Genomic DNA, 25,591 nt, shown 5'->3' on the forward strand with positions numbered 1-25,591 from the left:
ACGCGCGTAGGCGTTAGAGTGCGGAAATGACGAGCCAGACTGCCCAGAAGGCGAACATCCCGAGCTCGGACCAGATCCGCCGGGCGCCGAAGGTTCTGCTGCACGACCACCTCGACGGCGGGCTCCGCCCCGGCACGATCATCGAGCTCGCCCGCGAGGCGGGTTACTCCCAACTCCCAGAGACCGACCCCGACAAGCTCGGCCTCTGGTTCCACGAGGCCGCCGACTCCGGTTCTCTGGAGCGGTACCTGGAGACCTTCTCCCACACCGTCGGCGTGATGCAGACCCGGGACGCCCTGGTGCGGGTCGCGCGCGAGTGCGCCGAGGACCTCGCGCAGGACGGTGTCGTCTACGCCGAGGTGCGCTACGCGCCGGAACAGCACCTCGAGGGCGGGCTCAGCCTCGAAGAGGTCGTCGAGGCCGTCAACGAGGGCTTCCGGGAGGGCGAGCAGATCGCGCGGGAGAACGGCCACCGCATCCGCGTGGGCGCCCTGCTCACCGCGATGCGGCACGCCGCCCGCGCCCTGGAGATCGCCGAACTCGCCAACCGCTACCGCGATCTGGGCGTCGTCGGCTTCGACATCGCGGGCGCCGAGGCCGGTCACCCGCCGACCCGGCACCTGGACGCCTTCGAGTACCTCAAGCGCGAGAACAACCACTTCACCATCCACGCGGGCGAGGCGTTCGGCCTGCCGTCCATCTGGCAGGCCCTCCAGTGGTGCGGCGCCGACCGGCTGGGGCACGGGGTGCGCATCATCGACGACATCCAGGTGCACGCCGACGGCTCGGTGAAGCTCGGCCGGCTCGCGTCGTACGTACGGGACAAGCGCATCCCGCTGGAGCTGTGCCCCAGCTCCAACCTCCAGACAGGGGCAGCCGACTCGTACGCCGCGCACCCGATCGGTCTGCTGCGCCGCCTGCACTTCCGGGCCACCGTGAACACCGACAACCGCCTCATGTCCCACACCAGCATGAGCCGGGAATTCGAGCATCTTGTCGACGCATTCGGCTACACGCTCGATGACATGCAGTGGTTCTCCGTCAATGCGATGAAATCATCGTTCATTCCTTTCGATGAACGACTCGCGATGATCAATGACGTCATCAAGCCCGGATATGCCGAACTCAAGTCCGAATGGCTGTTCCGGCAGACCACCTCTACCAGCGGTTCTGAGGCCGAAGAGGGCTGACTGGGGATCCTCCGTGCACACGGAATGCGGACGCCATTCACAATCCGTCCGCATTTCGATGTTTGCGGTGGCATGCGGGGCGTGTTTACGGTCGAGAACCGCTCACCACCCCGTAACGAATTTCGAGGACTTACTTTCATGAAGCAGTCTGCTGCCAAGACTCTCGGTGTCGCCGCCCTCGGTGCCGCCTTCGCCGCCGCGGGCGCGGGTGCCGCGAACGCCGCTCCGGTCGCCCCGGACGCCGCGGGCGCGGCGCTGGGCACCGTCACCAGTGCGCTCCCGGCCGAGCACCTCTCGCAGGCCGGGCCCGCCGCCGGTGCGGGGCTCGCCCAGGGTGGCGCGGGCCTGGCCCAGGGGCAGGAGGCGCTCACCACCGGCGTCGCCGCCGCGCAGCCGGCTGCGGAGCAGGCGCTGGCCGGGGGCCCGCTCACCGTGGCGGAGGGGCTGCTCGGCGGTCTGCCGGTGCAGGGCCTGCCCACCCAGGGCCTGCCGGTGAACGGCCTGCCGCTCGCCTGATCCGCCTCCCCCGCACCACGCCGCTGGGGCGCACCCTTGGACACGGGTGTGCCCCAGCGGCGTTCCCGTTCCGAGCCGACCCTTCCGACCTGCTGCTTTGTCCGCTCCGGGGGCCATTGTCAGTGGGCTGCGGTAGCTTCCGAGGTGTTGGGCGCGACGAGGCGCACGACGGGACAGGGCCACAGGGGTGGGTGGACGATGAGCGACGGCACGGCGACGACGACAGACCTCGACGTCAGGCTGGAGAAACACCGCGTCGAACTGACCGGGTACTGCTACCGCATGCTCGGCTCGTCCTTCGAGGCCGAGGACGCGGTGCAGGACACGATGGTGCGCGCCTGGCGCAGTTACGACAAGTTCGAGGGGCGCTCCAGTCTCCGGTCGTGGCTCTACCGCATCGCGACGAACGTGTGCCTGGACATGCTGACCGCGGGCAACAAACGGGCCAGGCCCATGGACCTCACGGAGTCGACTCCGCTGGCCCAGGCGGCACTCTCCCCCCGGCCGGACAACACCTGGCTGGAGCCGATGCCGGACAGCCGGGTGCTGCCCACGACCGACGATCCGGCGGAGGCGGCGATCGCCAAGGAGTCGGTGCGGCTCGCCTTCATGGCGGCCCTCCAGCAGCTGCCGCCCAAGCAGCGGGCGGTGCTGATCCTGCGTGAGGTGCTGGCCTGGAAGGCGAGCGAGGTCGCCGAGCTGCTCGGCACGACGGTCGCCTCGGTCAACAGCGCCCTGCAGCGGGCGCGTGCGACGCTCGCCGAGCAGCAGCGGCCGGGCACCGACGCCGCCGCGTCGGATCCGCTGGACGAGGAGCAGCAGAGGCTCCTGGAGCGGTATGTCGCGGCCTTCGAGGGCTATGACATGACGGCGCTCACGGCCCTGCTGCACGAGGACGCCATCATGACGATGCCGCCGTTCGACCTGTGGCTGACGGGCGTCCAGGACATCACGGGCTTCATGACGACCCTCGGCGCCCCCTGCGCGGGGTCGCGTCTGGTGCCGGTCCAGGTCAACGGGCTGCCGGGCTTCGCCCAGTACAAGCCGGACCCGGAGGCGGGCGGCTTCACCCCGTGGGCGGTGCAGGTGCTGGAGATCTCAGAGGGCCGCATCACCGGGTTCCACTGCTTCCTGGACACCAAGCGCTGGTTCCCGCTCTTCGACCTTCCCCTCCACCTCGAAGCGGAGGCCGACCAGGTCGAGGAGGGCGTGTAGCGCGGGGTCCGGGTCGCGCAGCCGTATCCGGCCCCCGGCCCGCCGGGCGGCGAGCTGCAACCGTGCCAGCAGGTCCACGACGCTCAGGCCCGGCGGCCCGAGCCCTCCGACGTCGCACACCACGACGGACGCCCCGGTGGCCTCCAGCCGGGCTCGCACGTCGTCGCACAGCCCTGTCACCTCGTCCCGGGTGACGGGGCCGACCAACACGAGTACAGCGGGTGTCATGGCATCCACGATCGGTAGACCGGACGGGCGGGCGTAACTCATCGGGCCGGGCACCGGGCGCCGGTTTCCGCTGCTCATCGCGCTTGCGCGGGGTGTCCGCCGACCGAGATCACGTTGACCCGCTCCCCTCCTTCCCCGGAGGGTTGCCTGTATGCCCCACGTATCAGCACCTCCCCGAATACCCTGCGGTTTCCTCCCCGCCATGGAGGCGCCGTGCAGGGGGTGCTGACGGGGTTCGCGGTGATCGCGGTCGTCATCGGGGTGGGCTATCTGATCGGCCTGCGCGGCTACCTCGGTGTCCACGGCCGTGAGGTCCTCACCAAACTGGCCTTCCATGTGGCGTCCCCGGCGCTGCTGTTCACCACGCTCGCGCAGACCGACCTCTCGGTGATCTTCTCCAGCCGCCTCCTGGTCACGGCTCTGAGCACGGCCGCGGCGGCCGGTGTCTTCGTCGCGGTGGGTGTCGTACGGCGCTGGGGCGTGGGCCGCACCACGATCGGCGCCCTGTGCTCCAGCTACGTCAACTCCGGCAACCTCGGCATCCCGATCGCGGTGTACGTCCTGGGCGACGCCTCGCTGGTGGCACCGGTGCTGCTGTTCCAGCTCATCGGCGTCACCCCGATCGCCCTGACGGTCCTCGACCTGTCCGGGGAGGGCGAGAAGGGCCCGTTGTGGCGCCGTCTGCTCACTCCCCTGCGCAACCCGATCGCCGTGGGCTCACTGGCGGGCGTCGCGGTGTCGGCGACGGGTCTGCGGATCCCGGCGCCCGTCCTGGACCCGCTGACCCTGATCGGCGGCATGTCGGTCCCGGCGGTGCTGCTGGCGTTCGGCATCTCCCTGTGCGGCAGCACGATGCCCGGCCGGGGCCCGGACCGGCATCCCGTGCTGCTCTCGGTCGCGCTCAAGTCGGTGGGCCAGCCGGCGGTGGCCTGGGCGCTGGCGGCGGGCGTGTTCGGCCTGCGGGGCGCTCCGCTGCTGGACGTGGTGGTCACGTCGGCGCTGCCTGCCGCGCAGAACCTGTACACGTACGCGTCGAGCTACCGGGTGGGCGAGCGGCTGGCGCGGGACTCGATTCTGCTGTCGACGGTGTTGTCGGTGCCGGTGTTGGTGGGAGTGGCTGCGTTGTTGGGCTGAGGGAAGTCGCCGGAGTCGAGGGTGATGTCGAACGGCCGCGGCAGAGAGATCGGAGCGCCGTACTCGCAGGCCCGCAGGACCCGGTAGACGTCACCCTTCGGCTCGCCGTACAGCGTGATCGTGGCACCGCCAGGGGCCAGAGAGTCGATGAGAAGGTACAGAGGAATCCCCGCCTCGGCGTACCCCGCGGCCTTGTGAACGCGGTCGTTGCGCGCGGTGACCTTCGAGGTGATTTCCACGACGAGTTCGGCCTTCCCGGCAGGGACGAAGACGTCATCCCTGACCCGCAGTTCCTGCTCCGGCACGACCGCGAGGTCCGGCACGTACAGCCCCAGCCGGGATGGCACGGCCAAGCCCAGCCACTGGTAGATGCCCCAGTCGTCCGGGATCACGTCGTACAGACCGTGTTGCACGAGGTCCGCGACGCAGCTGTGTGCCACGGAGGGCAGCGGCGTCACTGTGACAACCCCGTCGATGATCTCCGTTCTGCAGCCTTTGGGGACATCGGTCCGCTGCCAGACCCAGGCAATCTCGTCCCACGCGTTGTCAGCCGCGATGTAGTCACCCTCGATCACCTGCACGCGGCCATTCAACATGCCGAACGGGACCGGCGGAGGTCCACCGATCCCGTTCACCCGTAAGGGAAACCGCCTGGTCAGGCGATACGTTCCAGCACCACCGGCGAAGCCGTGAAGTCCGTCCCCGCCGCCGCGATGTCGTACGAACCCTCCACCGACTGGAGCGCGTACTCGAAGCGCTCGGGGGTGTCCGTGTGCAGGGTCAGCAGGGGCTGGCCCTCGGTCACGGTGTCGCCCGGCTTGGCGTGCAGCTCGATGCCGGCGCCCGCCTGCACCGGGTCCTCCTTGCGGGCGCGTCCGGCGCCCAGGCGCCAGGCGCCGACGCCGATGTCGTAGGCGTCGAGGCGGGTCAGGACGCCGGAGGACGGGGCCTTGATCACGTGCTGCTCGCGGGCGACCGGCAGTTCCGCGTCCGGGTCGCCGCCCTGGGCCGCGATCATGCGCCGCCAGACGTCCATCGCCGAGCCGTCGGCCAGGGCCTTGGCCGGGTCGGCGTCACGGACACCTGCCGCTTCCAGCATTTCCCTGGCCAGGGCGATCGTCAGCTCCACCACGTCCGCGGGTCCGCCGCCCGCCAGGACCTCGACCGACTCGCGGACCTCCAGGGCGTTGCCCGCCGTGCGGCCGAGCGGGGTGGACATGTCCGTGAGCAGCGCGACCGTCTTCACGCCGTGGTCGGTGCCCAGGCCGACCATCGTGGACGCCAGCTCCCGCGCGTCCTCGATGGTCTTCATGAAGGCGCCCGTGCCGACCTTCACGTCCAGGACCAGCGAGCCGGTGCCCTCCGCGATCTTCTTCGACATGATCGACGAGGCGATCAGCGGGATCGCCTCGACCGTGCCGGTGACGTCCCGCAGCGCGTACAGCTTCTTGTCCGCCGGGGCCAGGCCGTCGCCCGCCGCGCAGATCACCGCGCCGGTGGTGTCCAGGACGTTCAGCATCTCCTCGTTGGAGAGGAGGGCGCGCCAGCCGGGGATCGACTCCAGCTTGTCGAGGGTGCCGCCCGTGTGGCCGAGGCCGCGGCCGGACAGCTGGGGGACGGCCGCACCGCAGGCCGCGACCAGGGGTGCCAGCGGGAGGGTGATCTTGTCGCCCACGCCGCCCGTGGAGTGCTTGTCGGCCGTGGGGCGGGACAGGGACGAGAAGTCCATGCGCTCGCCGGAGGCGATCATCGCGGCGGTCCAGCGGGCGATCTCGCGGCGGTTCATGCCGTTGAGCAGGATCGCCATGGCGAGTGCGGACATCTGCTCGTCGGCGACCTCCCCGCGGGTGTACGCGTCGATGACCCAGTCGATCTGTGCGTCGCTGAGCTCACCGCGGTCCCGCTTCGTGCGGATGACGGAGATGGCGTCCATGGCCATGGCTTGGCTTCCTTCCGAGGGTTCCAGAAGTCGTACGGCCCCTCCGAGCCGGTCGCGTGGAGCAACTCGGAGGGGCCGCACGGGAGTTACGACTTACTTGCGGAGGTGGCCCGGCCCGAAGGCCTGGGGCAGCATCTCCGAGAGCGGCAGAATGCCCGCCGGGGTTTCCAGGAGCAGTTCCGGGCCGCCGAACTCGTGCAGCAGCTGGCGGCAGCGGCCGCACGGGACGAGGATGTCGCCCTTGCCGTCCACGCAGGTGAAGTGCGTCAGCCGGCCGCCCCCCGAGTTCTGCAGCTCGGAGACCAGCCCGCACTCGGCGCACAGGCCGACGCCGTACGACGCGTTCTCCACGTTGCAGCCGGTGATGGTGCGGCCGTCGTCGACCAGGGCCGCGACGCCGACCGGGTAGCCGGAGTACGGGGCGTAGGCGCGGGACATGGCGTCCCGGGCCGCCGCGCGCAGCTTGTCCCAGTCGATGTCGTGGGAGGCGGCCGACGTCACTTGCCCTGGCCCTTCTTGTACGGCAGGCCGTCCGCCTTCGGCATCCGCAGTCGTTGCGCGGACAGGGTGAGGACGACGAGCGTGACGACGTACGGCGTGGCGGAGACGACCTGGTTGGGCACCTCGTTGGTGGTGGCGTACCAGGTGTACACCAGGGCGCCGATCACCGCGGTGATCATCGACGGGGCGTACTTCTTGCGGACCACCAGCCAGATGGCGCCGATGATCAGCAGGAGCGCGCCGAGCAGCAGCAGGGCGTGGACGTTCGTCGAGCCGCCCCGCAGGTTGAGGCTGTCGGTGTAGCCGAACAGGCCGGCACCCAGCGCGAGGCCGCCCGGCATCCAGTTGCCGAAGATCATCGCCGCGAGACCGATGTAGCCGCGGCCGCTGACCTGGCCCTCCAGATAGAAGGGGTTGGCCACGATGGACAGGAAGACGCCACCGAGGCCCGCCAGGCCGCCGGAGATGATCACGGCGATGTACTTGTACTTGTAGACGTTCACGCCGAGGGACTCGGCCGCGACCGGGTTCTCACCGCAGGAGCGCAGGCGCAGACCGAAGGCGGTGCGCCACAGGATCCACCAGGTCGCCGGGATCAGCGCGATGGCGATCAGGGTCAGCCAGGAGACGTTGGTGACCAGGCCGCCGAGCAGACCGGCGATGTCGGAGATGAAGAACCAGCCGTGGTTGTTCAGGTCCCGCAGCCCGTCGGACAGGCCCGGCACCGTGAAGTGGCCGAGGGAGTCGATCGCCGGGGACTGCTTGGCGGAGCCGCCCGCGTGGCCCTCGAAGGCGAGGGGCGCGAGGTAGCGGGTGATGCCGAGGGCGAGGATGTTGATCGCCACACCGGAGACGATGTGGTTGACCCGGAAGGTGACGGTGGCGATGGCGTGCAGGATGCCGCCGATGCAGCCGCCGATGATGCCGACGACGACACCGGTCCACGGGCCCCACTGGAATCCGGCCCAGGCGCCGAACCAGGTGCCGAGGATCATCATGCCTTCGAGGCCGATGTTGACGACGCCCGCCCGCTCGGCCCACAGACCGCCGAGACCGGCGAGGCCGATCGGCACGGCGAGCTGGAGCGCGGTGGACATCTGGCTGACGTTGGTGATGCCGTCGGCGCCGGTGATGATGCGGACGATCGAGGTCAGCGCCAGGGCTCCGGCGATGACCAGCAGCAGGACGGACCACGACAGGCGGCGGCCCGTCGGTGCCGCGGGCTGCAGCGTGGGCTGGTTGACGTCGGTCGCGGTCGTCATCGGCCAGCCACCTCCTTCGTGGTGTTGTTGGCGCCGAGGACGTGACCGGCGGCCAGTTCCGCGCCGACCCGGCGCTGCTGGCGGCGCAGGCCCCACTCGCGTACGGCCTCGTAGGACACGACGACCGAGAGCACGATCAGGCCCTGCATGATGACCGCGATCTCCTTGTCGTAGCCGTGGAAGTCCAGCTCGGGCGACGCCTTGTCGAGCCAGGCCCACAGCAGGGCGGCGAACGCGATGCCGACGGGGCTGTTGCGGCCGAGCAGGGCGATACCGATACCGAGGAAGCCAATGCCGGTGGGGAAGTTCAGGCTGTACGTGTGGGTGTCGCCGAGCAGGATCGGCAGGCCGGCCAGGCCCGCGATACCGCCGGAGAGCAGCATGGCGGTGAGCACCATGCGCTTGGGGTCGACACCGCTGGCCGCGGCGGCCGACTCCGAGGCGCCGGAGGCGCGCAGGTCGAAGCCGAAGCGGGTGCGGTTGAGGACGACCCAGTAGGCGATGCCGAGGAGTACGGCGAGGAAGACCAGGCCGTAGATCTCGCCGGCGTCGCCCATGTTGATGCCGGGCACCCAGCCGGACTCGTGCATCTCGCCGGTGGTGTTGTTGTTGCCGACCTTGACGCCGAAGACGTCCGGCAGCCACAGGTAGGCGATGACGGAGGTCGCGATCGCGTTGAGCATGATCGTCGCGACGACCTCGCTGACCCCGCGGGTGACCTTGAGGACACCGGCGATACCGGACCAGAAGGCGCCGGTGCAGACCGCGGTGAGGAGCAGCAGCGGGATCTGGATCGCGGCCGGCAGGTCCACGTGGGCGCCGACGATGGCGGCCATCATGGCGGCGAGCTGGTACTGGCCGTCGACGCCGATGTTGAACAGGTTCATCCGGAAGCCGATGGCCACCGCGAGGGCCGCGATGTAGTACATCGAGGCCTGGTTGATGATCAGGACCTGGATGTCGGAGAACGATGCCTGCTCGAACATCAGGGTGTACGGCTCGACCGGACTCTTGCCCGAGGCGAGCAGCACGATCGCGCTGAGCACGAAGGCCACGGCGAGCGCGATGACCGGTCCGGCCACCGCGAGGAGCACACGCTCCTTGTCGAACTTCTTCATCAGCGGGCCTCGTCTTCCGGAGCCTCGGGAGACTTGCGGATCTCGGGGGTGTCTGCGCCGGGCTCGGCGTTCTCGTCGTGTTCCAGGTGACCGGTCGCGGCACCGGTCATGGCCGAGCCCAGCTCCTCCGGCGTGATGGTGGCGGGGTCGGCGTCCGCGACCAGCTTTCCGTTGTAGATCACCCGGAGGGTGTCGGACAGGCCGATCAGCTCGTCCAGGTCGGCGGAGATCAGCAGCACGGCCAGGCCCTCGCGGCGGGCCTCGCGGATGTGGTCCCAGATCGCGGCCTGCGCGCCGACGTCCACACCACGGGTGGGGTGCGCGGCGATCAGGAAGCGCGGCTTGTGGCTCATCTCGCGGCCGACGATCAGCTTCTGCTGGTTGCCGCCGGACAGGGAGGCGGCGGTGACGTCGATGCCGGGGGTGCGGACGTCGTACTCCGTCACGATCCGCCGGGTGTCCTCCTGGGCCGCCTTCGGGTCCAGCCAGACGCCCTTGGCGAGGGGCTTCTCGGTGACGTGGCCGAGGATGCGGTTCTCCCAGAGGGGGGCCTCCAGGAGCAGGCCGTGCCGGTGGCGGTCCTCGGGGATGTAGCCGATGCCCTGCTCGCGGCGCTTGCGGGTGGTCCAGCCGGTGATCTCGTCGTCGATCAGGGAGATCGTGCCGGAGTCGGCGCTCTTGAGGCCGATGAGCGCGTCGACCAGCTCGGTCTGGCCGTTGCCCTCGACGCCGGCGATGCCCAGGACCTCGCCCGCGTGGATGGTGAAGGTGATGTCGTCGAGCAGGGCCTTGCCGCCGGCCGTCTCCAGGCGCAGCTTCTCCACCGTGATGACGGGGCGGTCGGTGACCGTGGACTCGGCGGTCTCCGGCGTCGGCAGCTCGCTGCCGACCATCATCTCGGCGAGCTGGCGCGGGGTCGTCTCGGCGGGGACGGCGGTGCCGACCGTGGTGCCGCGGCGGATGACGGTGATCTCGTCGGCGACGGAGAGCACCTCGCCCAGCTTGTGGGAGATGAAGATGACCGACAGGCCCTCGGCCTTCAGCTCGCGCAGGTTGTCGAAGAGCGCGTCGACCTCCTGCGGCACCAGGACGGCCGTGGGCTCGTCGAGGATCAGCGTGGTGGCGCCGCGGTAGAGGACCTTGAGGATCTCCACGCGCTGGCGGGCGGCGACACCGAGCTCCTCGACCAGGCGGTCGGGCTCCACGCCGAGGCCGTAGCGCTCGGAGATCTCCTTGATCTTGCGGCGGGCCTTGGCGCCGATGCCGTACAGCTTCTCGCTGCCCAGGGCGACGTTCTCCAGGACGGTGAGGTTGTCGGCGAGCATGAAGTGCTGGTGCACCATGCCGATGCCGCGCACGATGGCGTCGGCCGGCGACGAGAAGGTGACCTTGTCGCCGTCGATCGCGATGGTGCCCTCGTCCGGCTTCTGCATGCCGTAGAGGATCTTCATCAGCGTCGACTTGCCGGCGCCGTTCTCGCCGACGAGGGCGTGGACGGTGCCCTTGCGGACGGTCAGGTGGATGTCGTGGTTGGCCACGACGCCGGGAAATCGCTTGGTGATTCCGGCGAGTTCGACGGCGGTCGCCTGACCGTTGACCGCCGCGCCGGCCGGAGGGCTGCTGGACGCGTTGATGGCGCACTCTCCTGGGGACGGGGGTCGTCTACGCGCGTAGCGCCCCTATGGCCTGACAGGGGCCGACGCACCGCGACCAACGGGGTACGGGGAAAGCCCATGGAAAGCCTCCCCGTACCCCGTTGAGCGGACGTAACCCCGGGGTTACCGCTTGCTCAGGGTGTTGCTGCAATCAGCTGGACTTGACCTTGATCTCGCCGCTGATGATCTTCTCCTTGGCCGTCTTGATGGCTTCCTGGACCTCGGCGTCGTCCGCGAACTTCGGGTTGGAGTTCGACAGGCTCACCTGGCCGGTCTTCAGATCGCCACGAACGATACCGGTCTCGGGCTTGCCGTCCTCGACCGACTTCGCCAGCGTGTAGACCGCCTTGGCGACGTCCTTCATCGCCGACGTCAGGATCGAGTCCTTGTACTTGGCGAGGGCCGCCTGGCTGTACTGGTCGGAGTCGACTCCGATGGCCCACACCTTGTTGGCGGCGGCGGCCTCGATGACGCCCTGGCCGGACAGACCGGCGGCGGCGTAGACGACGTCGGCCTTCTTCTCGATCTGGCCCTCGGCGGCCGACTTGCCCTTGTCGGGGCTGGCGAAGCCGCCCTCCTCCGCGGTCTGCGTGAGGTACTGCGACAGGACCTTGACCTTCGGGTTCGTGTCCTTGACGCCCTGCTCGAAGCCCGCCTGGAACTTGTGGATCAGCGGGATGTCCACACCGCCCACGAAGCCGACCGTGTTCGTCTTGGTGTTCTTGGCGGCGGCGACACCGGCCAGGTACGAGGCCTCCTCCTCGGAGAAGACCAGGTCGGCCACGTTCTTCGACTCGACGGTGGAGTCGTCCACGATGCCGAAGGTGGTGTCGGGGAACTTCTCCGCGGCGCCCTTCACGGCGGCGGCGTACGCGTAGCCGACGCCGATGACCGGGTTGTAGCCCTGCTTGGCCAGCGACACCAGTCGCTGCTCCTTGTCGGCGTCCGTCTCACCCTCGGTGGGCTCGACGTCCTGCGTCTCGTACTGGAACTCCTTCTTCGCCTGCTCCAGGCCCGCGAACGCGGCGTCGTTGAAGGACTGGTCGCCCTTGCCGCCGACGTCGTACGCGATGGCGAGGCCCTTGTCGCCCTTCGAATCCGACGACGAGGCCGAGGTCGAGGTGCCGCCGCAGGCGGAGAGCGCGAGGGCCAGAGAGGCGGTCGCTGCGCCTGCGACCGTGATCCGGGAAATCCGGCGCATGTGTAGAGCTCCTGTCGTACTGGCGGGGCCGGGGAAGTGCGGGTGCGTTCCCGCGTTCGTTCGGTGCGTGCTCTCGGCGTGCCGGACGAAGGTCCTCGTAGCGGAGCTACCAGGGCCTTTGGCCGGTGCGGCGAGAGTGCGTGCCGGGCGGCGTGGGGGCGCACCCGCACTTCTCCGGGTTCGCCCAGCGCCGGACGGTACAGCTCGGTACAGCATGCAGCTACGGCGCTGGCTTTCGTCGCAGATTAACGCGCGTAGACAAGCCTGAAAACCCCTTCTGTCCACCTTGTTATCCGCCCGTGGCCAACAGCACGTCAGACCTTGACCAAGGGCTTGCCGACAGCAAAGGGAGGGTGGCGGTGGGTGACGCCGCGGTCCGGCAACGACCAAGCGGGCGGGCATCCTGGGATGCCCGCCCGCTTCACCGGTGTACGACGGTGACTCCTGCCGTACTACTCGGTCTTGACCTTGATGGAGCCGTCGATGATGCCTTCCTTGGCCTTCGCCACGGCCTCGGAGAGACCGGCGATCTTCGCGAACTCCGGGTTGGACTCGGACAGGCCGACCCCGTTGACCTTCAGGTCGAAGGTCTGCGTGCCGGTCAGCGGCTTGCCGTCCTCGACGGACTTGGCCAGCGCGTAGACCGCGCCGCCGACGTCCTTCAGGGCGGAGGTGAGGATGTAGCTCTTGTACGAGGCCAGCGCGGCCTGCTCGTACTGGTCGGAGTCGACACCGATCGCCCAGACCTTGGCCTTGGCGGCGGCCTCGATGACGCCCTGACCGGACAGACCGGCCGCCTGGTAGATGACGTCGGCGTTCTTCTCGATCTGGCCCTCGGCGGCGGCCTTGCCCTTGTCGGGGCTGGCGAAACCGCCCTCTTCCGCGGTCTGCGTCAGGTACTGCGACAGGACCTTGACCTTGGGGTTGGTGTCCAGGACGCCCTGCTTGTAGCCGGCCTCGAACTTGTGGATCAGCGGGATGTCCACGCCACCCACGAAACCGACGACGTTCGACTTGGTCGCCTTGGCGGCGGTGACACCGGCGAGATAGGAGGCCTGCTCCTCGGCGAAGACGAGGGATGCCACGTTCTCGCCCTCGACCGTGGAGTCCACGATGCCGAAGGTGGTGTCCGGGTACTTCTTCGACACGGCCGTGATGGCGGGGCCGTACGCGTAGCCGATGCCGATGACGGGGTTGTAGCCCTGCTTGGCCAGCGAGGCCAGGCGCTGCTCCTTGTCGGCGTCCGTCTCGCCCTCGGTGGGCTCGATGTCGGCGGTCTTGTAGCCGAACTCCTTCTGAGCCTTCTGCAGACCGGAGTACGCGGCGTCGTTGAAGGACTGGTCGCCCTTGCCGCCGATGTCGTACGCGATGGCGACGCCCTTGTCCCCGCTGTCGCCACCGTCGCCGCCGCTGTCGCTGCTGGTACCACCGCACGCCGTGGCGGCGAGCGCGATCGACGCGACCCCCACCGCGACACGAGTCAGTTTGGATATCCGACGCATCGTGAAGTCCCCATTCTCCAAGCCCCGCAGTGGGTGCTGAGTTCGGCGCACATTAACGCGCGTAGACACTCCTGGGAACGGGGTTCCGTCGTGCCGTTATCCATTCGTGCCGATGGCCGGTTACGTCCTTGTGAACCATCGGATCGAAAGGCACGCATGGGGCGACTACGCCCGCCGCGCACCGCGCACTCCGGCAGCCACGCGTACCAGGGGTGCCTTGACCGTGATGGCGCTCAGGACCGCCCGTCATGGGGTCAGACTCCCTCCGCCGCGCGGGGGGCGCAAGCGGAGGGGGCGGTCCGGCTAGCCGGCGGCGTCCAGGAGCGCGGCGGCGGTGAACAGCTCCACGCCCACCTTGATGGCGGACTCGTCCACGTCGAAGTCCCCTTGGTGCAGGTCCCGCCCGATCCGGTCACCCGGGTGACGGACGCCGAGGCGGGCCATGGCACCGGAGACATGCTCCAGGTACCAGGAGAAGTCCTCGCCGCCGAGGCTCTGCTCGGTGTCCTCGACGGAGTCGGCGCCGAGGCGGGCGGCCATGGCGCCGCGCAGCAGTTCGGTCGCGTCGGGGGCGTTGACGACGGGCGGGACGCCGCGGACGTAGTTGATCTCCGACTTGGCGCGGTGGAGGTTGGCGATCTCGTCGATGGCGGCGACGACGAGATCGGGGGCCTGCCGCCAGGTGTCGAGGTTCAGGCAGCGCACGGTCCCGGAGAGCTCGGCGTGCTGCGGGATGACGTTGGGCGCGTGGCCGGACTCGATCCGCCCCCAGGTCACGGAGAGGCCGCTGCGGGCGTCGGCGCGCCGGGCGACGATCGCGGGCACGTCGGTGACGACCCGGGCGGCGGCGGTGACCAGGTCGGTCGTCAGATGGGGGCGGGCGGTGTGCCCGCCGGGCCCGTCGAGGGCGATTTCGAGCCGGTCGCAGGCGGATGTGATCGGGCCCTGCCGCAGGCCGATCTTCCCGGCGTCCACCTTGGGGTCGCAGTGCACGGCGAGGATCCGGCCCACTCCGTCGAGCGCCCCGCACTTGATGGCGTCGAGCGCGCCGCCGGGGAGCACCTCCTCGGCGGGCTGGAAGAGCAGCCGGACGGGCCGGGGCAGCTGCCCTCGTTCGTGCAGGTCGGCGAGTACGAGCCCGGCACCCAGCACCACCGTCGTGTGGACGTCGTGTCCGCAGGCGTGCGCCCGGTCCGGCACGGTGGAGCGGTACGGGCACTCACTCTTCGTGTCCGGGATGGGCAGGCCGTCGATGTCGCCGCGCAGCGCGAGCACGGGCTGCTCGCCGTCCCACTCCCCGATGTCACAGATGAGCCCGGTTCCGGAGTCGAGTACGCGGGGCCGCAGGCCGGCCTTCTCCAGGCGGCCCTTGATCGCGGCGGTGGTGCGGAACTCCTGGTTGCCGAGCTCCGGGTGCATGTGCAAGTCGCGCCGGAACTCGATGAGTTCGGCACGGAGGGCCTCCGGCAAGGTGCCGGGAAGGGCGGCTTCCCCGGGGTGATCGGCCTCGGACTCTTGGGACATCAGTTGGTTCACCCTCTACAGGGTAGGACGCCGGGGTGGCCAACTGACCCTCGATCAACAAAAGTTCAGCCCGTTAGGGGAAGAAAATCTGGCCGCCCGACGCATGGGTGCGTGGCGAGATGGGTAAACACCTCGTTTTCTCTACGCATACCACGCTCCCCGCCCCCCCGGCGGTTCTGTTCATCTGGTGGGATCGTGGCGCCGGGGGGCGAGGGCTCCGTCACGCAGCGCACACGGCCGGCGCCGCGTGACGTGAGATCGGGGCTAGCGCGCGTCCGTCCAGGCCCTCACGATGTGGCAGTTGTAGCTGTCACCGAACACGGTTGAATTACCGCCCGGAACGCCCGACCTTTTCGTTATCGTCGGCCCGTAGATGGTGATCGAGTAGGGGTAATTCGGCGAGTCGCACTGCGCCGCCGCCCGATATGTTCCGAACCCGCCCTGGCAATTTGCGGTAGCCCAGTTCGCCGTGGTGTTTTTCCTTGACGAACAGTCGCTCACAGCCGCCTGGGCCGGGCCGCTGAACACGCCCAGCAGGCCTCCGGCGAGTGCCGTGGCCATAAGGATTCTCGTGCCGGTCGCGTACTTTCCGATTCTGCTCAACTGAAGCCCCCGTTTGGGTGAAGTGGTCGGTCATTGAATGCGGAGAGCCGGAGCTCAAACCGCCCGGAGAGCCTAACCGAGGTGATCGAATCCGACCAGGTCTTTTCGCGCTCAACTTCCCCTTTTACACGGGCAGTTGGGGGTCCGCCCGTCGGCCGCACTAGGGTGCGGCCCGTGACCGCCGACTTCCTCGATGCCACCCGTGCCTCGTACGACGCGATAGCCGCCGCCTACACCGACCGCTTCTCCGACTGGCCTGCCGACAGCCACCCCCTGGACCGCTCCCTGGTGACCGCGTTCGCCGAGTTGGCCCGGGCCCACGCGCCCGCCCCCGTCGCCGACCTCGGCAGCGGCCCCGGCTCCGTCACCGCCCACCTCCACGGCCTCGGCCTACCGGTCTTCGGCGTCGACATCTCGCCCCGGATGGCGGCCCTCGCCCGCCGCGCGCACCCCGGGCTCCGGTTCCACGTCGGTTCGATGACGTCGCTGGACCTCCCGGACGGGACCCTGGGCGGGATCGTCGCGCTCTACTCGATCATCCATGTCCCGACCGGACACCTCGCCGCCGCCTTCGCCGAGTTCCACCGCGTCCTGGTGCCCGGCGGTCATGTGCTCCTCTCGTTCCAGTCCGGCGGCCCGGACGGCGAGGAACACCTCCACCTCGCGGAGCGCTTCGGCCACGAGATCTCGCTCGACTACTACTGGCGCACCCCGGACGCCGTCGCCGCCCTCCTGGCCGAGGCGGACCTCCAGCTCCAGGCCCGCGTCCTTCGTGAACCGGCCGGCGAGGAGGTGCGCCCACGCGCGTTCGTCCTGGCCCGCAGGCGGCCCTGATCTACGTGGCCAGTTCGCACCACACGTACTTGCCCCGGTTGCCGCGCCGGGACAGCGGCTGCCACCCCCACAGGTCGGCGCAGGCCCGGACGAGGGCGAGGCCGCGCCCGTCCTCCAGCTCGGCCGACCGCTCCAACGGCCTGGGCGGTTCGGGCGGTTCGGGGTCGGCGTCCCACGCCCCGATCCGCAGCACACCGGCCGACCAGCGCACCCGTAGGGCGGCGGGCCCCTTCGTGTGGCGTACGGCGTTGGAGACCAGCTCCGTGGCGAGCAGTTCGGCGACGTCGACGAGGTTGATCAGGCCGTGCATGGTCAGGATCAGGCGGAGGGTGCGGCGGCTTACGGTGACGGCGCGCGGGTCGTTCGGGATGTAGAGGGAGTACTCCCAGGGTTCGGGCTCGCATTCCGGTGCGGATTCGGGCATACGTCAACTCCAGTTCAGAGGTGAGGGGCGGTCATCGGGCGGTGGCAGTGCCACTGCCGTCATGGCAGGACGGAGTGGTGCGCTTCCGGGAACCCCGGCGTTCCGCAGCGTGTGCGTCGCATCACCGACGGTAGGACTTAAATTTGGGTCCCTGCAAGTCGTTGCCGTAATCTCGCACCCGAACGAGTCGCAGCCCTCCGGTAGTTGGAGGGTGAGGAGGAAGCACATGCCGCGTCGCAAGCAGCCCACCGCGCGCCAGGTGCGCCTGGGTCTCGAACTGCGGAAACTACGTGAGGCCGCAGGACTCAAGGCGCGCGAAGCCGCCGCCCTGGTCGGGGCCGACTCCGTACAGATGAGCAACATCGAGTCGGGGATCTCGGGTGTGAGCGAGGCACGCGTGCGGCGCTTCGCCGGTCAATACGCCAGCAACGACTGCGAGTTGATCGAGGCGTTGGTGGCCATGGCGACCGACAGGACGCGCGGTTGGTGGGAGGAGTTCCGAGACGTTCTGCCCGCCGCTTACGCGGACCTCGCCGAGCTGGATCACCACGCCACGTTCCGCCACGACGTGGCGGTCACCCACGTGCCGGGACTCTTCCAGACGGAGGGCTACGCCCAAGCCCTCTTCGCCTACATGAACCCGGAGTTCCCGGACAGCGAGGTGGCGCTCCGGGTGGAGCACCGGATGAAGCGGAAGGTCGTCGTAGAGGGTTCCGCTCCCATCCCGTACGAGACCGTAATTCACGAGGCGGCGCTCCGCATCAAGGTGGGCGGGCGCGCCGGGATGCGGGCCCAGCTGGCGCGGGTCCTGGAGATGTCCGAGGCCGATCACGTCACGGTACGAGTCATCCCGTTCAGCCTGGACGACTTCGCCGGCTCCGGAAGCGCGCTCGTGTACGTCGGTGGGCCGGTCCCCCGCCTGGATACCGTGGTGCGCGATGGTCCGCACGGCACGGCGTTCCTCGACTCCGAGGCCCAACTGGAGCACTTTCGAACACTCTTCCGTAAGGTGAGGGAAGCGTCACTCCCCTCGGGACAGTCACGTGACCTCATCCACCAGTTGGCCAAGGAAGTGTGAGGACCGGCATGACCACCCCCACCCAGTGGAAGAAGTCGTCCTACTCCGGTGGCGGAGAAGGCAACGACTGCGTCGAGATAGCGAACTGCCCCCACCGCATATCCGTCCGCGACTCCAAGGTTCCGGCCAGGGCGACCCTTACCTTTCCCACCTCGGCCTTCAGCCTCTTCATCGAAGCCCTGAAGACCCTCACACAGCCGTGACCGCCGACAGTCGGGTCACATCCCGTGCCGTCCCCGTCACCCCCGACAAAAATCCCTGCGCCCGCGGCGACGCCTTCTCCGTCAGCCACGCCGGGTCGATGTCGCACACCGCCACGCGGACCTCCGTACCGGACAGGGCCAGCGGCAGCGTATGCACGACGGTCGACGGGAAGCTCAGGATCGTGCGGCCGATCGGGCCGCGGCGGGCGATCAGCTCCAGGGGCAGGTCCGGGCGGACGATCTCCAGCCCCGTCTCCACCGCCAGCCGGCGCAGCTTCTCCGCGCTCTCCCTCCGGTGGGCGAAGTAACGCGTGGCGCCGTGGGCCTTGGCCAGGGAGCGGACGGCCTCCAGGTAGCGGTCGCCGTCCACGACGCCCGTCTCGACCAGCGAGGTGCCCACCATGTCCGCGCCCTTGGTGATGCGGGGCGGGCCGAAGCGGTCGCGGGTCCAGGCGAAGGCGTTGGCGGTGACCGTCACACCGTCCGGGGTCTCCTCCATCGGCATGGAGGAGAAGATCTCGACCGTCCGGCGGCCGCTCGGCGTCAGGCGTTTGCGGGCCACCGACGACACCGGCGCGAAGACCAGGTCGCGGGGGCCGGGGCGGCCCCCCTTGCGGTGCCAGCGCACCAGACGCTCACCGCGGGCGAGTTGGGCGACGAACTCCATGGTCGCCGTGCCGTCGTCGACGACGACGATGTCGCGGGCCCTGGTGATCGTCAGCAGGAGTTGGACGTACCGGGAGAAGGGGTCGCCCAGGACCACGCGGTCGGCGCGGCGGAGCAGGCCCGCGAGGCCGCCGATCGTGTGGAAGGGAGCGGCGGGGCCGCCCCGCGCCTCCTCCCAGCGGACCTCGTGGCCGTCGTCGCGCGCCAGCTCGGCCATCCGGCGCAGCTGGCCGCGGGTCATGGGGTCGATCGGGGACAGGACGACGAGGGTGACACTCCCCAGGGCGTGCTCGTGTGCGTGCCGGTGGGCGTGCGCCCACTCCAGCACGTTCAGGAGCTGTACCGGGCTCTCGACGAAGGCGAGAGTGCGGGGGCCGGTGTTCCCGGCGCGGTGGCTCATCGACGTACGACCGTCCCGTCGTAAGGCGCTCATGCGGCGCTCGTATTCAGCTCGTGTTCCGGCTGGTGCTGCCACGAGCCCGAAGGGCGCCGAGCCCGAGCGCTCCCGTTCGGGGCACTCGGAGTCGGCGCACTCGGACTCGGTGCTCTCAGGCTCAGACCTGGACCGGCTCGCCCGCGGCCGCGGCGATCTCCGCCTCGGCGACGACACCGGCGACGCGGCGCAGCTTCTTCATCGGGCCGAGCTCGGAGTCGTAGACCTTCTTGACGCCGTCACCGAGGGACGCCTCGATGGTGCGGATGTCGCGGACCAGGCGGGTGAGGCCCTGCGGCTCGACGGAGGCGGCCTGGTCGGAGCCCCACATCGCGCGGTCCAGGGTGATGTGACGCTCGACGAAGACGGCGCCGAGGGCGACCGCGGCCAGCGTGGTCTGCAGGCCCGTCTCGTGGCCGGAGTAGCCGATCGGGACGTTCGGGAACTCCTTCTCCAGCGTGTTGATCGCGCGGAGGTTGAGCTCCTCGGCCTTGGCCGGGTACGTCGAGGTGGCGTGGCACATGACGATGTTGTCGGAGCCGAGGACCTCGACCGCGTGGCGGATCTGCTTCGGCGTCGACATGCCGGTGGAGAGGATGACCGAGCGGTTGGTGGCGCGCAGGGCGCGCAGCAGCTCGTCGTCGGTCAGGGAGGCGGAGGCCACCTTGTGCGCCGGGACGTCGAACTTCTCCAGGAAGGCGACGGCCTCGGTGTCCCACGGGGAGGCGAACCAGTCGATGTTCTTGCTCTTGCAGTACTCGTCGATCTGGCGGTACTCGTCCTCGCCGAACTCCACACGGTGGCGGTAGTCGATGTAGGTCATCCGGCCCCAGGGGGTGTCGCGCTCGATGTCCCACTGGTCGCGCGGGGTGCAGATCTCCGGGGTGCGCTTCTGGAACTTCACGGCGTCACAGCCGGCCTCGGCGGCCGCGTCGATGAGCTTGAAGGCGTTCTCCAGCTCACCGTTGTGGTTGATGCCGATCTCGCCGCAGATGTAGACGGGCTTGCCGGGGCCGACTTCGCGCGAACCGAAGGTGCGGAGGCGGGAGTTGGTGCTCATGGCAGAGATGTCCTTACTTGGTGAGGGAGTCGAGAGAGGGGCCGAGGATCCAGCTGGCGATCTCTCGGATTGCGCCGTCGCCACCGGGGAGGGCGGTGACCGCGCGTGCGGCGCCGCGCACGACGTCGTGGGCGCTCGCGACCGCCACGGGCCAGCCCACGAGGGCGAAGCACGGGAGGTCGTTGACGTCGTTGCCGACGTAGAGCACGCGCTCAGGCGCGATGCCCTGCTCCTCGCACCACTGCTTCAGCGCGAGGTCCTTCCGGTCGATGCCGTGCAGCACGGGGAGCTTCAGCTTCCGTGCGCGGGCGGCGACCACCGGGTTCTGCTCCGTGGAGAGGATCAGCATCTTCAGCCCGCTCTTGCGCAGGGCGGCGATACCGAGGCCGTCTCCGCGGTGCACGGAGACGAACTCCTTTCCATCGGCATCGATCAGCACCCGGTCGTCGGTCTGGGTGCCGTCGAAGTCCAGTACGACCGCGTCGATCTCGTCGGCGGTCGGGAGGGCGCCGGGCCGGTCCGCGTCGAACAGCGGAGCCAGCGCGCGGGCGCGGGCCAGGTCGTGGGGATCGTCGATCTCCAGGACCCGGGCGGGGTCGGTGCGCACGAGTTCGGTGCGGCCGAAGAAGCGGTGCCTGTGCTCGCGGAAGCCGGTGGCGTCCATCGCGTAGGCGGCGCCGGTCTCCAGGAAGTCCTGGGGGCGGTCCTGGCGGCGCGGGCGGAAGGACTTGTCGTGGTTGACGCCGTAGCCGCCGCCGGCGGTGGTGCGGGTGGCGAGGGTGTCCGTGCCGCCCTCGGCCGCCTGGCGCTCGGCGCGTACGGCCGCTGTCGGCTCGTCGTCACCGTGACGCCACACGAAGCCGTGGAAGGGCGCGACGGTCAGGGAGGTGTCGGCGCCGTTGGCGACGATCGCCTTGACCACGCCGTCGATGTCCTCGCGGACGATGAAGGGGCTGGTGCACTGCACCAGCAGGACCACGTCCACCGGGGAGCCGTGCAGCGCCTCGTGCGCGTCCATGGCGTGCAGCACGGCCGCCTCGGAGGTGGCGGTGTCGCCGGCGATGGCGGCGGGCCGCAGCACGACCTCGGCGCCGGCCTGGCGGGCGGCGGCCGCGATGCCCTGGTCGTCGGTGGAGACGACGACGTCCGTGACGAGTCTCGAAGCCCGGCACTCACGCACCGCGCGCGCCACCAGCGGCACGCCGCCGACGGGCATGAGGTTCTTGGCGGGCACCCCCTTGGAGCCACCGCGCGCGGGGATCACGGCGAGCACGCGCGGCACCGAGGTGCCTTGACCTGCTTCCGGGTGGGACATGGGTTCTGCTCCTTGACGTGAGGTCTTGCGGCTCACAGCTCGCCCATCCGCCGGATGACCGGCGCCACGCGCTGCACGCCGTGCCGGTAGGCGCCGCGCGCCGCCCGGCGCACTATCTGGCGGACCGGGCCGGGCTCCTTGTCGTGGGCGGGGGCGCCGGGCAGCGGGCTGCCGTCGGGGCCGAGGTGGTGGCGGGCGAGGATGCCGGGCAGATAGCCGGGCGCGGTGGCCGGCGTGTAGTACGGCGTGAGGGCGGGCAGTCCGCCCGGACGGTCGAGCAGTTCGGCGATGCGCTCGCGGGCCGCGTCGAAGGCGGTGGCGTAGGTGCCGTCGGCGCAGACACCCTGCCGGGACACCCACTCCTCGTCGGCCGCCGGGCGGTGTCCGTCGTCCAGCTGGTCCCAGGAGGCGAGGCAGCCCGAGCCCACGAAGTGGTGGTTGCCGAGCGTCTCGCGCACGCCGAGGTCGGTGAGGACGACGGTGGGGATACGGCGGTGCAGCGACTCCAGCGCCGCCGTGGAACTGATCGTGACCAGCAGGTCGGTGCGGTCGAGAACCTCGCCCATGTTCCCGTACACCAGACGGAAGTTGGCCGGCGGTTCGAGCCCCTGCGCCAGCTTCTGGTACGGCAGTTCCTCGATGTGCGTGGTGTGTTCGCCCGGCTTGGAGCGCAGCTTCAGCAGCACCTCGCGCTCGGGGTGCCTGCGGGCGTGCTGGATCAGCCGGTTCAGCAGGTATGTGCGGTCCTTGCGGCTGTCCGGCACCGAGGGCTGGGCGGCGAAGACGACCGTGTAGGGGTCGCGCTCACCGGCGTAGGGCTCCCCGCCGAGGAACGGCAGCGCCACCTCGGTCACCGCGGAGGCGTCGGCGCCGACCCCCTCGTACACCGCGCGGAACCGCTCGGCGTCCTGGCGGGAGTTGGCGAGGACGAGGTCCGCGCCGTGCCGCAGCAGCAGGCCGTCGGCGAGCTTCTCGTAGACGACGCCGACATAGCCGGTGACGACCACGGGCCGCCGCGCCTGCCCTTCCCAGACCCGCTTGAGGCCGTGCAGGACGGCCTGCACGCCCCCGCCGACCAGGGCGAGGACCAGGACGTCGTACGACTCCTGCGCCATGGCGCGCAGGAACTCGACGGCGGTCACCTCACGGAGGGAGTCGGCGTGGACGCCGACCTCCTGGAGCTGGCGCGGCGTGGGGGTGGCCCGGCCGCGCAGGAGATAGCCGTCCAGGCGGATGTCCGACTCGCCCTTGCGCTCCGGGGCGATGCGGTTCGCGGTGAGCGCGCCCCATTTCCACCGGGTGTCGGAATCCGCGAGTACGGCGACTCGCAGGCTGTTCGTAGCACTTGCTGGCACGTCGAAGACGCTAGGAAGCGATTCCGAGGATCCGCCCAACCCGAATACAACAAACGGTTAACAGCACACCGACGAACGGCGAATCAGGCTCGGATCGCCCGGAGAATGGCCCTGGTTCACAGATCTGCCACGCGTCGTTCACCTGGTATCAAGCAGACGGTCAAGACGAATGCCGGGCCTGCGCCTAACGTCACCTACGTGGTCAAGCTCTCCGTCATCGTGCCGTTCTACAACGTGCAGCAATATGCGCCCGACACCCTGAAGAGTCTGCGTGCGAACGCCCGCGACGACTTCGAATTCATTCTCGTCGACGACTGCTCACGCGACGAGACACCGGACATTCTCGCGCGCGCGGAGCGCGAGCTTCCAGGCGCGGTGTATGTCAGACACGAGCAGAACGGAGGACTGGCGACCGCCCGCAACACCGGGATCGACAAGGCCCGCGGCGAGTACCTCACGTTCCTGGACGGCGACGACTGGCTCGCCCCCGGCTACTACGCGCAACTGGTCTCCGCCATGGAGGAGTTGGGCTGCGACTTCGTACGCACCGACCACGTCCAGTGCACCGCCCGGGCCCGTTCCGTGCACCGTGTCCCGGTCGGCCGCCGGGGCGTGGTGATGAACCCCCGGGACGCGATCCTGCCCGCCGACCGCTCCACCTCCGTGGACTACGCCTTCGCCTGGGCGGGCGCCTACCACCGCCGGCTGGTCGACCGGGGCGTACTGCACTTCACCGACGGACTGCGCACGGCCGAGGACCGGCCGTGGATCTGGAAACTCCACCGGGAGGCGGATTCCTTCGCCGCGGTGGGGCTCCTGGGTGTGTTCTACCGGCGCGGAGTCACCTCGTCGCTCACTCAGATCGGGGACGTGCGACAGCTCGATTTCATTCGCGCGTTCGACCAGGTCATCGAGGAAACCGCGCAGGACCCGAACGCGGGCGAACTCCTGCCCAAGGCCGTTCGGACCTACTGCGCCATCATTTCCCATCATCTGGGATCCATCGAAAGGTTCGAGCCCCCGGTGGCGAGAAAACTGAAGTCCATGAGCGCCGCCGCACTGCGCCGACTGCCGCAGGACGTACTGGACGACGCCCTCGACTCGATGGACGTCCAGCGCGCGTCGAGGCTGCGCCGACTGCGCCGCCGGCCCGCCGCCGCGGGAGCCGCCGCGTGACCACGCAGATCTTCCAGGCGTCCACGCTGTACGGCGCCGCCACGCTCGCCGCCGCCCTCGACTCCGGCTGCTTCCGCCCCGTCGACCGGCGCGTCCTGCTCGTCTGCAACAACGCGACGACGCCCGAGACGACGCCCGGCCTGGACGAGATGCCGGGCTTCGAGCAACTGCGCGAACGGTTCGACGACGTGGTGTCGTGGAACGAGACGTTCTTCCCCTTCCACCCGGGCGGCTGGGCCCCGCGACAGGACGACGTCCCGCTGTGGGAACGCTATCTGCGGATGTCCTGGGACCTCGGCGACGACGACGTCGAGCTCGCCGTCGAGTCGATCCAGGTCAACCCCGCGCTCGGCCTCGCGCAGATGTTCACCGGCGCGCCCGTCACGGTCTACGCGGACGGCCTGATGAGCTACGGCCCCACCCGCAACAAGATCGACCCGCTGGTCGGCACCCGCATCGACCGGCTGCTCCACCTCGACCTGGTGCCGGGTCTGAAGCCGCTCCTGCTCACCGAGTTCGGCGTCGAGCCGGAACTCGTCCCGACCGCGGCCTTCACCAAGGTGCTCGCCGAACTGGTCGCGACCGGGGACGAGCTGCCCGGGATCGACGAACCCGCGCTGCTGCTCGGCCAGTACCTCTCCGCGCTCGGCATCCTCACGGCCGAGCAGGAGGAGGACCTGCACGTCCGGATGCTGAAGGGCGCGTTCGAACTCGGCCACACCCGGGTGGTGTTCAAGCCGCACCCCACCGCCCCGGCCCGTTTCACCCGCACCCTGGAGCGGGAGGCCGAGAAGCTCGGCGCCGAGCTCACCGTCCTGGACACCCCGGTCCTCGCCGAGGTGCTGTACCAGCGGATGCGCCCCGCCCTGGTGGTCGGCTGCTTCTCGACCGCCCTGCTCACCGCCGCCGAGCTGTACCGGCTGCCGGTCGCCCAGGTCGGCACGGACATCCTGCTGGACCGGCTGGCCCCGTACGAGAACAGCAACCGTGTCCCGGTCACCATCGTCCACGCGCTGCTGCCCGAGCTGACGGACCGTGCCGCGGTCACCGAACAGCGGCGCGGCATGGACACGGACGCCCTCGCCGCCCTCCTGCGGGCCGTCGGCTTCGCCATGCAGGCCAAGGTCCTGCCGAACCTGCGGCGGGAGGCGGAGGAGTATCTGGCGCGGCAGCTGAATCCGCACACCCTGCGGTACTTCAAGCGCAGGCGGCTTACCTCGCTGGCGCTGCCCGGCGGGGTGCCGGCCCAGCTGGCGTTCATCCCGCGCAACGCGACGGTCCGCCGGGTCGCACGAAAGGCGCGCAGTCTGCGCCGGGCCGTAGGGCGCTGAGCGCACCCTTTCCAGGGCGTGGGGGGGGGGGGTTTTCGGGGGGGGCCCCACCCCCCCCTCCCCCCCCCCCCCCCCCCCCCCCCCCCCCCCCACCCCCCTTCACCCCCCAAAAGAGGAAACGCACCCAC

Annotated in this window: 24 protein-coding genes; 9 read left to right on the plus strand and 15 right to left on the minus strand. The window is 69.8% G+C overall.

Going from position 1 to position 25,591, the window contains the following annotated elements; genetic code table 11:
- Positions 1 to 26 precede the first annotated feature (26 nt).
- The 3 genes from ACFU95_RS00100 (at position 27) to ACFU95_RS00110 (ending at position 2,921) form a co-directional block, all read left to right on the plus strand.
- Entirely contained in the window at positions 27 to 1,190 is a 1,164-nt protein-coding gene (locus ACFU95_RS00100; RefSeq protein ID WP_383819495.1) for an adenosine deaminase, read from the plus strand.
- A 138-nt stretch (positions 1,191 to 1,328) separates the two neighbouring features.
- Complete coding sequence (locus ACFU95_RS00105; protein ID WP_383819497.1) at positions 1,329 to 1,706, plus strand: ATP-binding protein; 378 nt, start codon at positions 1,329 to 1,331, stop codon at positions 1,704 to 1,706.
- A 198-nt stretch (positions 1,707 to 1,904) separates the two neighbouring features.
- Positions 1,905 to 2,921, plus strand: coding sequence for a sigma-70 family RNA polymerase sigma factor (locus ACFU95_RS00110; RefSeq protein ID WP_383819500.1), 1,017 nt, complete (start codon positions 1,905 to 1,907; stop codon positions 2,919 to 2,921).
- On the opposite strand, the gene ACFU95_RS00115 is transcribed toward ACFU95_RS00110, so the two are convergent.
- The gene (locus ACFU95_RS00115; protein WP_383820402.1) at positions 2,805 to 3,191 is read right to left on the minus strand and encodes an STAS domain-containing protein; all 387 of its coding nucleotides are present in this window, start codon (positions 3,189 to 3,191) and stop codon (positions 2,805 to 2,807) included. The genes ACFU95_RS00110 and ACFU95_RS00115 overlap by 117 nt on opposite strands.
- Positions 3,192 to 3,362: 171 nt before the next feature.
- On the opposite strand from ACFU95_RS00115, the gene ACFU95_RS00120 reads away from it, so the two are divergent.
- Positions 3,363 to 4,283 carry an AEC family transporter gene (locus ACFU95_RS00120; protein ID WP_383819502.1) on the plus strand — a complete coding sequence of 307 codons (921 nt, stop codon included), beginning with the start codon at positions 3,363 to 3,365 and terminating at the stop codon, positions 4,281 to 4,283.
- Here ACFU95_RS00120 and ACFU95_RS00125 read toward each other — a convergent pair.
- The 9 genes from ACFU95_RS00125 to ACFU95_RS00165 form a co-directional block, all read right to left on the minus strand.
- Positions 4,187 to 4,864 (minus strand): Uma2 family endonuclease, encoded by a 678-nt coding sequence (locus ACFU95_RS00125; RefSeq protein WP_383819505.1) that lies wholly within the window; start codon positions 4,862 to 4,864, stop codon positions 4,187 to 4,189. The genes ACFU95_RS00120 and ACFU95_RS00125 overlap by 97 nt on opposite strands.
- Before the next feature lie 74 nt (positions 4,865 to 4,938).
- Positions 4,939 to 6,216 (minus strand): thymidine phosphorylase, encoded by a 1,278-nt coding sequence (locus tag ACFU95_RS00130; protein WP_383820404.1) that lies wholly within the window; start codon positions 6,214 to 6,216, stop codon positions 4,939 to 4,941.
- 99 nt (positions 6,217 to 6,315) lie between these two features.
- Entirely contained in the window at positions 6,316 to 6,723 is a 408-nt protein-coding gene (locus ACFU95_RS00135) for a cytidine deaminase (RefSeq protein ID WP_383819507.1), read from the minus strand.
- Positions 6,720 to 7,985 carry an ABC transporter permease gene (locus ACFU95_RS00140; protein WP_383819509.1) on the minus strand — a complete coding sequence of 422 codons (1,266 nt, stop codon included), beginning with the start codon at positions 7,983 to 7,985 and terminating at the stop codon, positions 6,720 to 6,722. Before ACFU95_RS00140 ends, ACFU95_RS00135 begins: the two co-directional genes overlap by 4 nt.
- Positions 7,982 to 9,103 (minus strand): ABC transporter permease, encoded by a 1,122-nt coding sequence (locus ACFU95_RS00145; protein ID WP_383819512.1) that lies wholly within the window; start codon positions 9,101 to 9,103, stop codon positions 7,982 to 7,984. The genes ACFU95_RS00140 and ACFU95_RS00145 overlap by 4 nt, the downstream gene beginning before the upstream one ends.
- Positions 9,103 to 10,737, minus strand: a complete 1,635-nt coding sequence (locus ACFU95_RS00150; protein WP_383820407.1) for an ABC transporter ATP-binding protein — start codon at positions 10,735 to 10,737, stop codon at positions 9,103 to 9,105. The genes ACFU95_RS00145 and ACFU95_RS00150 overlap by 1 nt, the downstream gene beginning before the upstream one ends.
- 172 nt (positions 10,738 to 10,909) lie before the next feature.
- Complete coding sequence (locus tag ACFU95_RS00155; protein ID WP_383819514.1) at positions 10,910 to 11,959, minus strand: BMP family protein; 1,050 nt, start codon at positions 11,957 to 11,959, stop codon at positions 10,910 to 10,912.
- Between the two features lie 452 nt (positions 11,960 to 12,411).
- Entirely contained in the window at positions 12,412 to 13,461 is a 1,050-nt protein-coding gene (locus ACFU95_RS00160; protein WP_383819516.1) for a BMP family protein, read from the minus strand.
- A 303-nt stretch (positions 13,462 to 13,764) separates the two neighbouring features.
- The gene (locus ACFU95_RS00165; RefSeq protein ID WP_383819519.1) at positions 13,765 to 14,985 is read right to left on the minus strand and encodes a M20 family metallopeptidase; all 1,221 of its coding nucleotides are present in this window, start codon (positions 14,983 to 14,985) and stop codon (positions 13,765 to 13,767) included.
- 768 nt (positions 14,986 to 15,753) lie between these two features.
- On the opposite strand from ACFU95_RS00165, the gene ACFU95_RS00170 reads away from it, so the two are divergent.
- Positions 15,754 to 16,422 carry a class I SAM-dependent DNA methyltransferase gene (locus ACFU95_RS00170; protein ID WP_383819521.1) on the plus strand — a complete coding sequence of 223 codons (669 nt, stop codon included), beginning with the start codon at positions 15,754 to 15,756 and terminating at the stop codon, positions 16,420 to 16,422.
- 1 nt (position 16,423) lies between these two features.
- Here the strand turns inward: ACFU95_RS00170 and ACFU95_RS00175 are convergent, their stop codons facing one another.
- Entirely contained in the window at positions 16,424 to 16,846 is a 423-nt protein-coding gene (locus tag ACFU95_RS00175) for an ATP-binding protein (protein ID WP_383819524.1), read from the minus strand.
- Positions 16,847 to 17,072: 226 nt separating this feature from the next.
- On the opposite strand from ACFU95_RS00175, the gene ACFU95_RS00180 reads away from it, so the two are divergent.
- Positions 17,073 to 17,924, plus strand: coding sequence for a helix-turn-helix domain-containing protein (locus ACFU95_RS00180; protein ID WP_383819527.1), 852 nt, complete (start codon positions 17,073 to 17,075; stop codon positions 17,922 to 17,924).
- A gap of 8 nt (positions 17,925 to 17,932) precedes the next feature.
- Positions 17,933 to 18,127, plus strand: a complete 195-nt coding sequence (locus tag ACFU95_RS00185) for a DUF397 domain-containing protein (protein ID WP_383819529.1) — start codon at positions 17,933 to 17,935, stop codon at positions 18,125 to 18,127.
- On the opposite strand, the gene ACFU95_RS00190 is transcribed toward ACFU95_RS00185, so the two are convergent.
- From ACFU95_RS00190 to ACFU95_RS00205, 4 genes are all read right to left on the minus strand, one after another.
- The gene (locus ACFU95_RS00190; RefSeq protein ID WP_383820410.1) at positions 18,114 to 19,193 is read right to left on the minus strand and encodes a hypothetical protein; all 1,080 of its coding nucleotides are present in this window, start codon (positions 19,191 to 19,193) and stop codon (positions 18,114 to 18,116) included. The two genes, ACFU95_RS00185 and ACFU95_RS00190, sit on opposite strands and share 14 nt — an antisense overlap.
- Before the next feature lie 154 nt (positions 19,194 to 19,347).
- Positions 19,348 to 20,286 carry an N-acetylneuraminate synthase family protein gene (locus tag ACFU95_RS00195; RefSeq protein WP_383819531.1) on the minus strand — a complete coding sequence of 313 codons (939 nt, stop codon included), beginning with the start codon at positions 20,284 to 20,286 and terminating at the stop codon, positions 19,348 to 19,350.
- Positions 20,287 to 20,299: 13 nt separating this feature from the next.
- A complete protein-coding gene (locus tag ACFU95_RS00200) occupies positions 20,300 to 21,601 on the minus strand; it encodes a cytidylyltransferase domain-containing protein (RefSeq protein WP_383819533.1) in 1,302 nt (433 codons plus the stop codon).
- Positions 21,602 to 21,633: 32 nt separating this feature from the next.
- Complete coding sequence (locus tag ACFU95_RS00205; protein ID WP_383819536.1) at positions 21,634 to 22,956, minus strand: DUF6716 putative glycosyltransferase; 1,323 nt, start codon at positions 22,954 to 22,956, stop codon at positions 21,634 to 21,636.
- 198 nt (positions 22,957 to 23,154) lie between these two features.
- Between ACFU95_RS00205 and ACFU95_RS00210 the strand changes: the two genes are divergently transcribed.
- Both ACFU95_RS00210 and ACFU95_RS00215 read left to right on the plus strand, forming a co-directional pair.
- Positions 23,155 to 24,132 carry a glycosyltransferase family 2 protein gene (locus tag ACFU95_RS00210; RefSeq protein WP_383819539.1) on the plus strand — a complete coding sequence of 326 codons (978 nt, stop codon included), beginning with the start codon at positions 23,155 to 23,157 and terminating at the stop codon, positions 24,130 to 24,132.
- Positions 24,129 to 25,463 carry a polysialyltransferase family glycosyltransferase gene (locus ACFU95_RS00215; protein WP_383819541.1) on the plus strand — a complete coding sequence of 445 codons (1,335 nt, stop codon included), beginning with the start codon at positions 24,129 to 24,131 and terminating at the stop codon, positions 25,461 to 25,463. The genes ACFU95_RS00210 and ACFU95_RS00215 overlap by 4 nt, the downstream gene beginning before the upstream one ends.
- The last annotated feature ends 128 nt before the right edge of the window (positions 25,464 to 25,591 follow it).

This window comes from Streptomyces sp. NPDC057623, from assembly GCF_042800355.1.
Classification (GTDB): Bacteria; Actinomycetota; Actinomycetes; order Streptomycetales; family Streptomycetaceae; genus Streptomyces.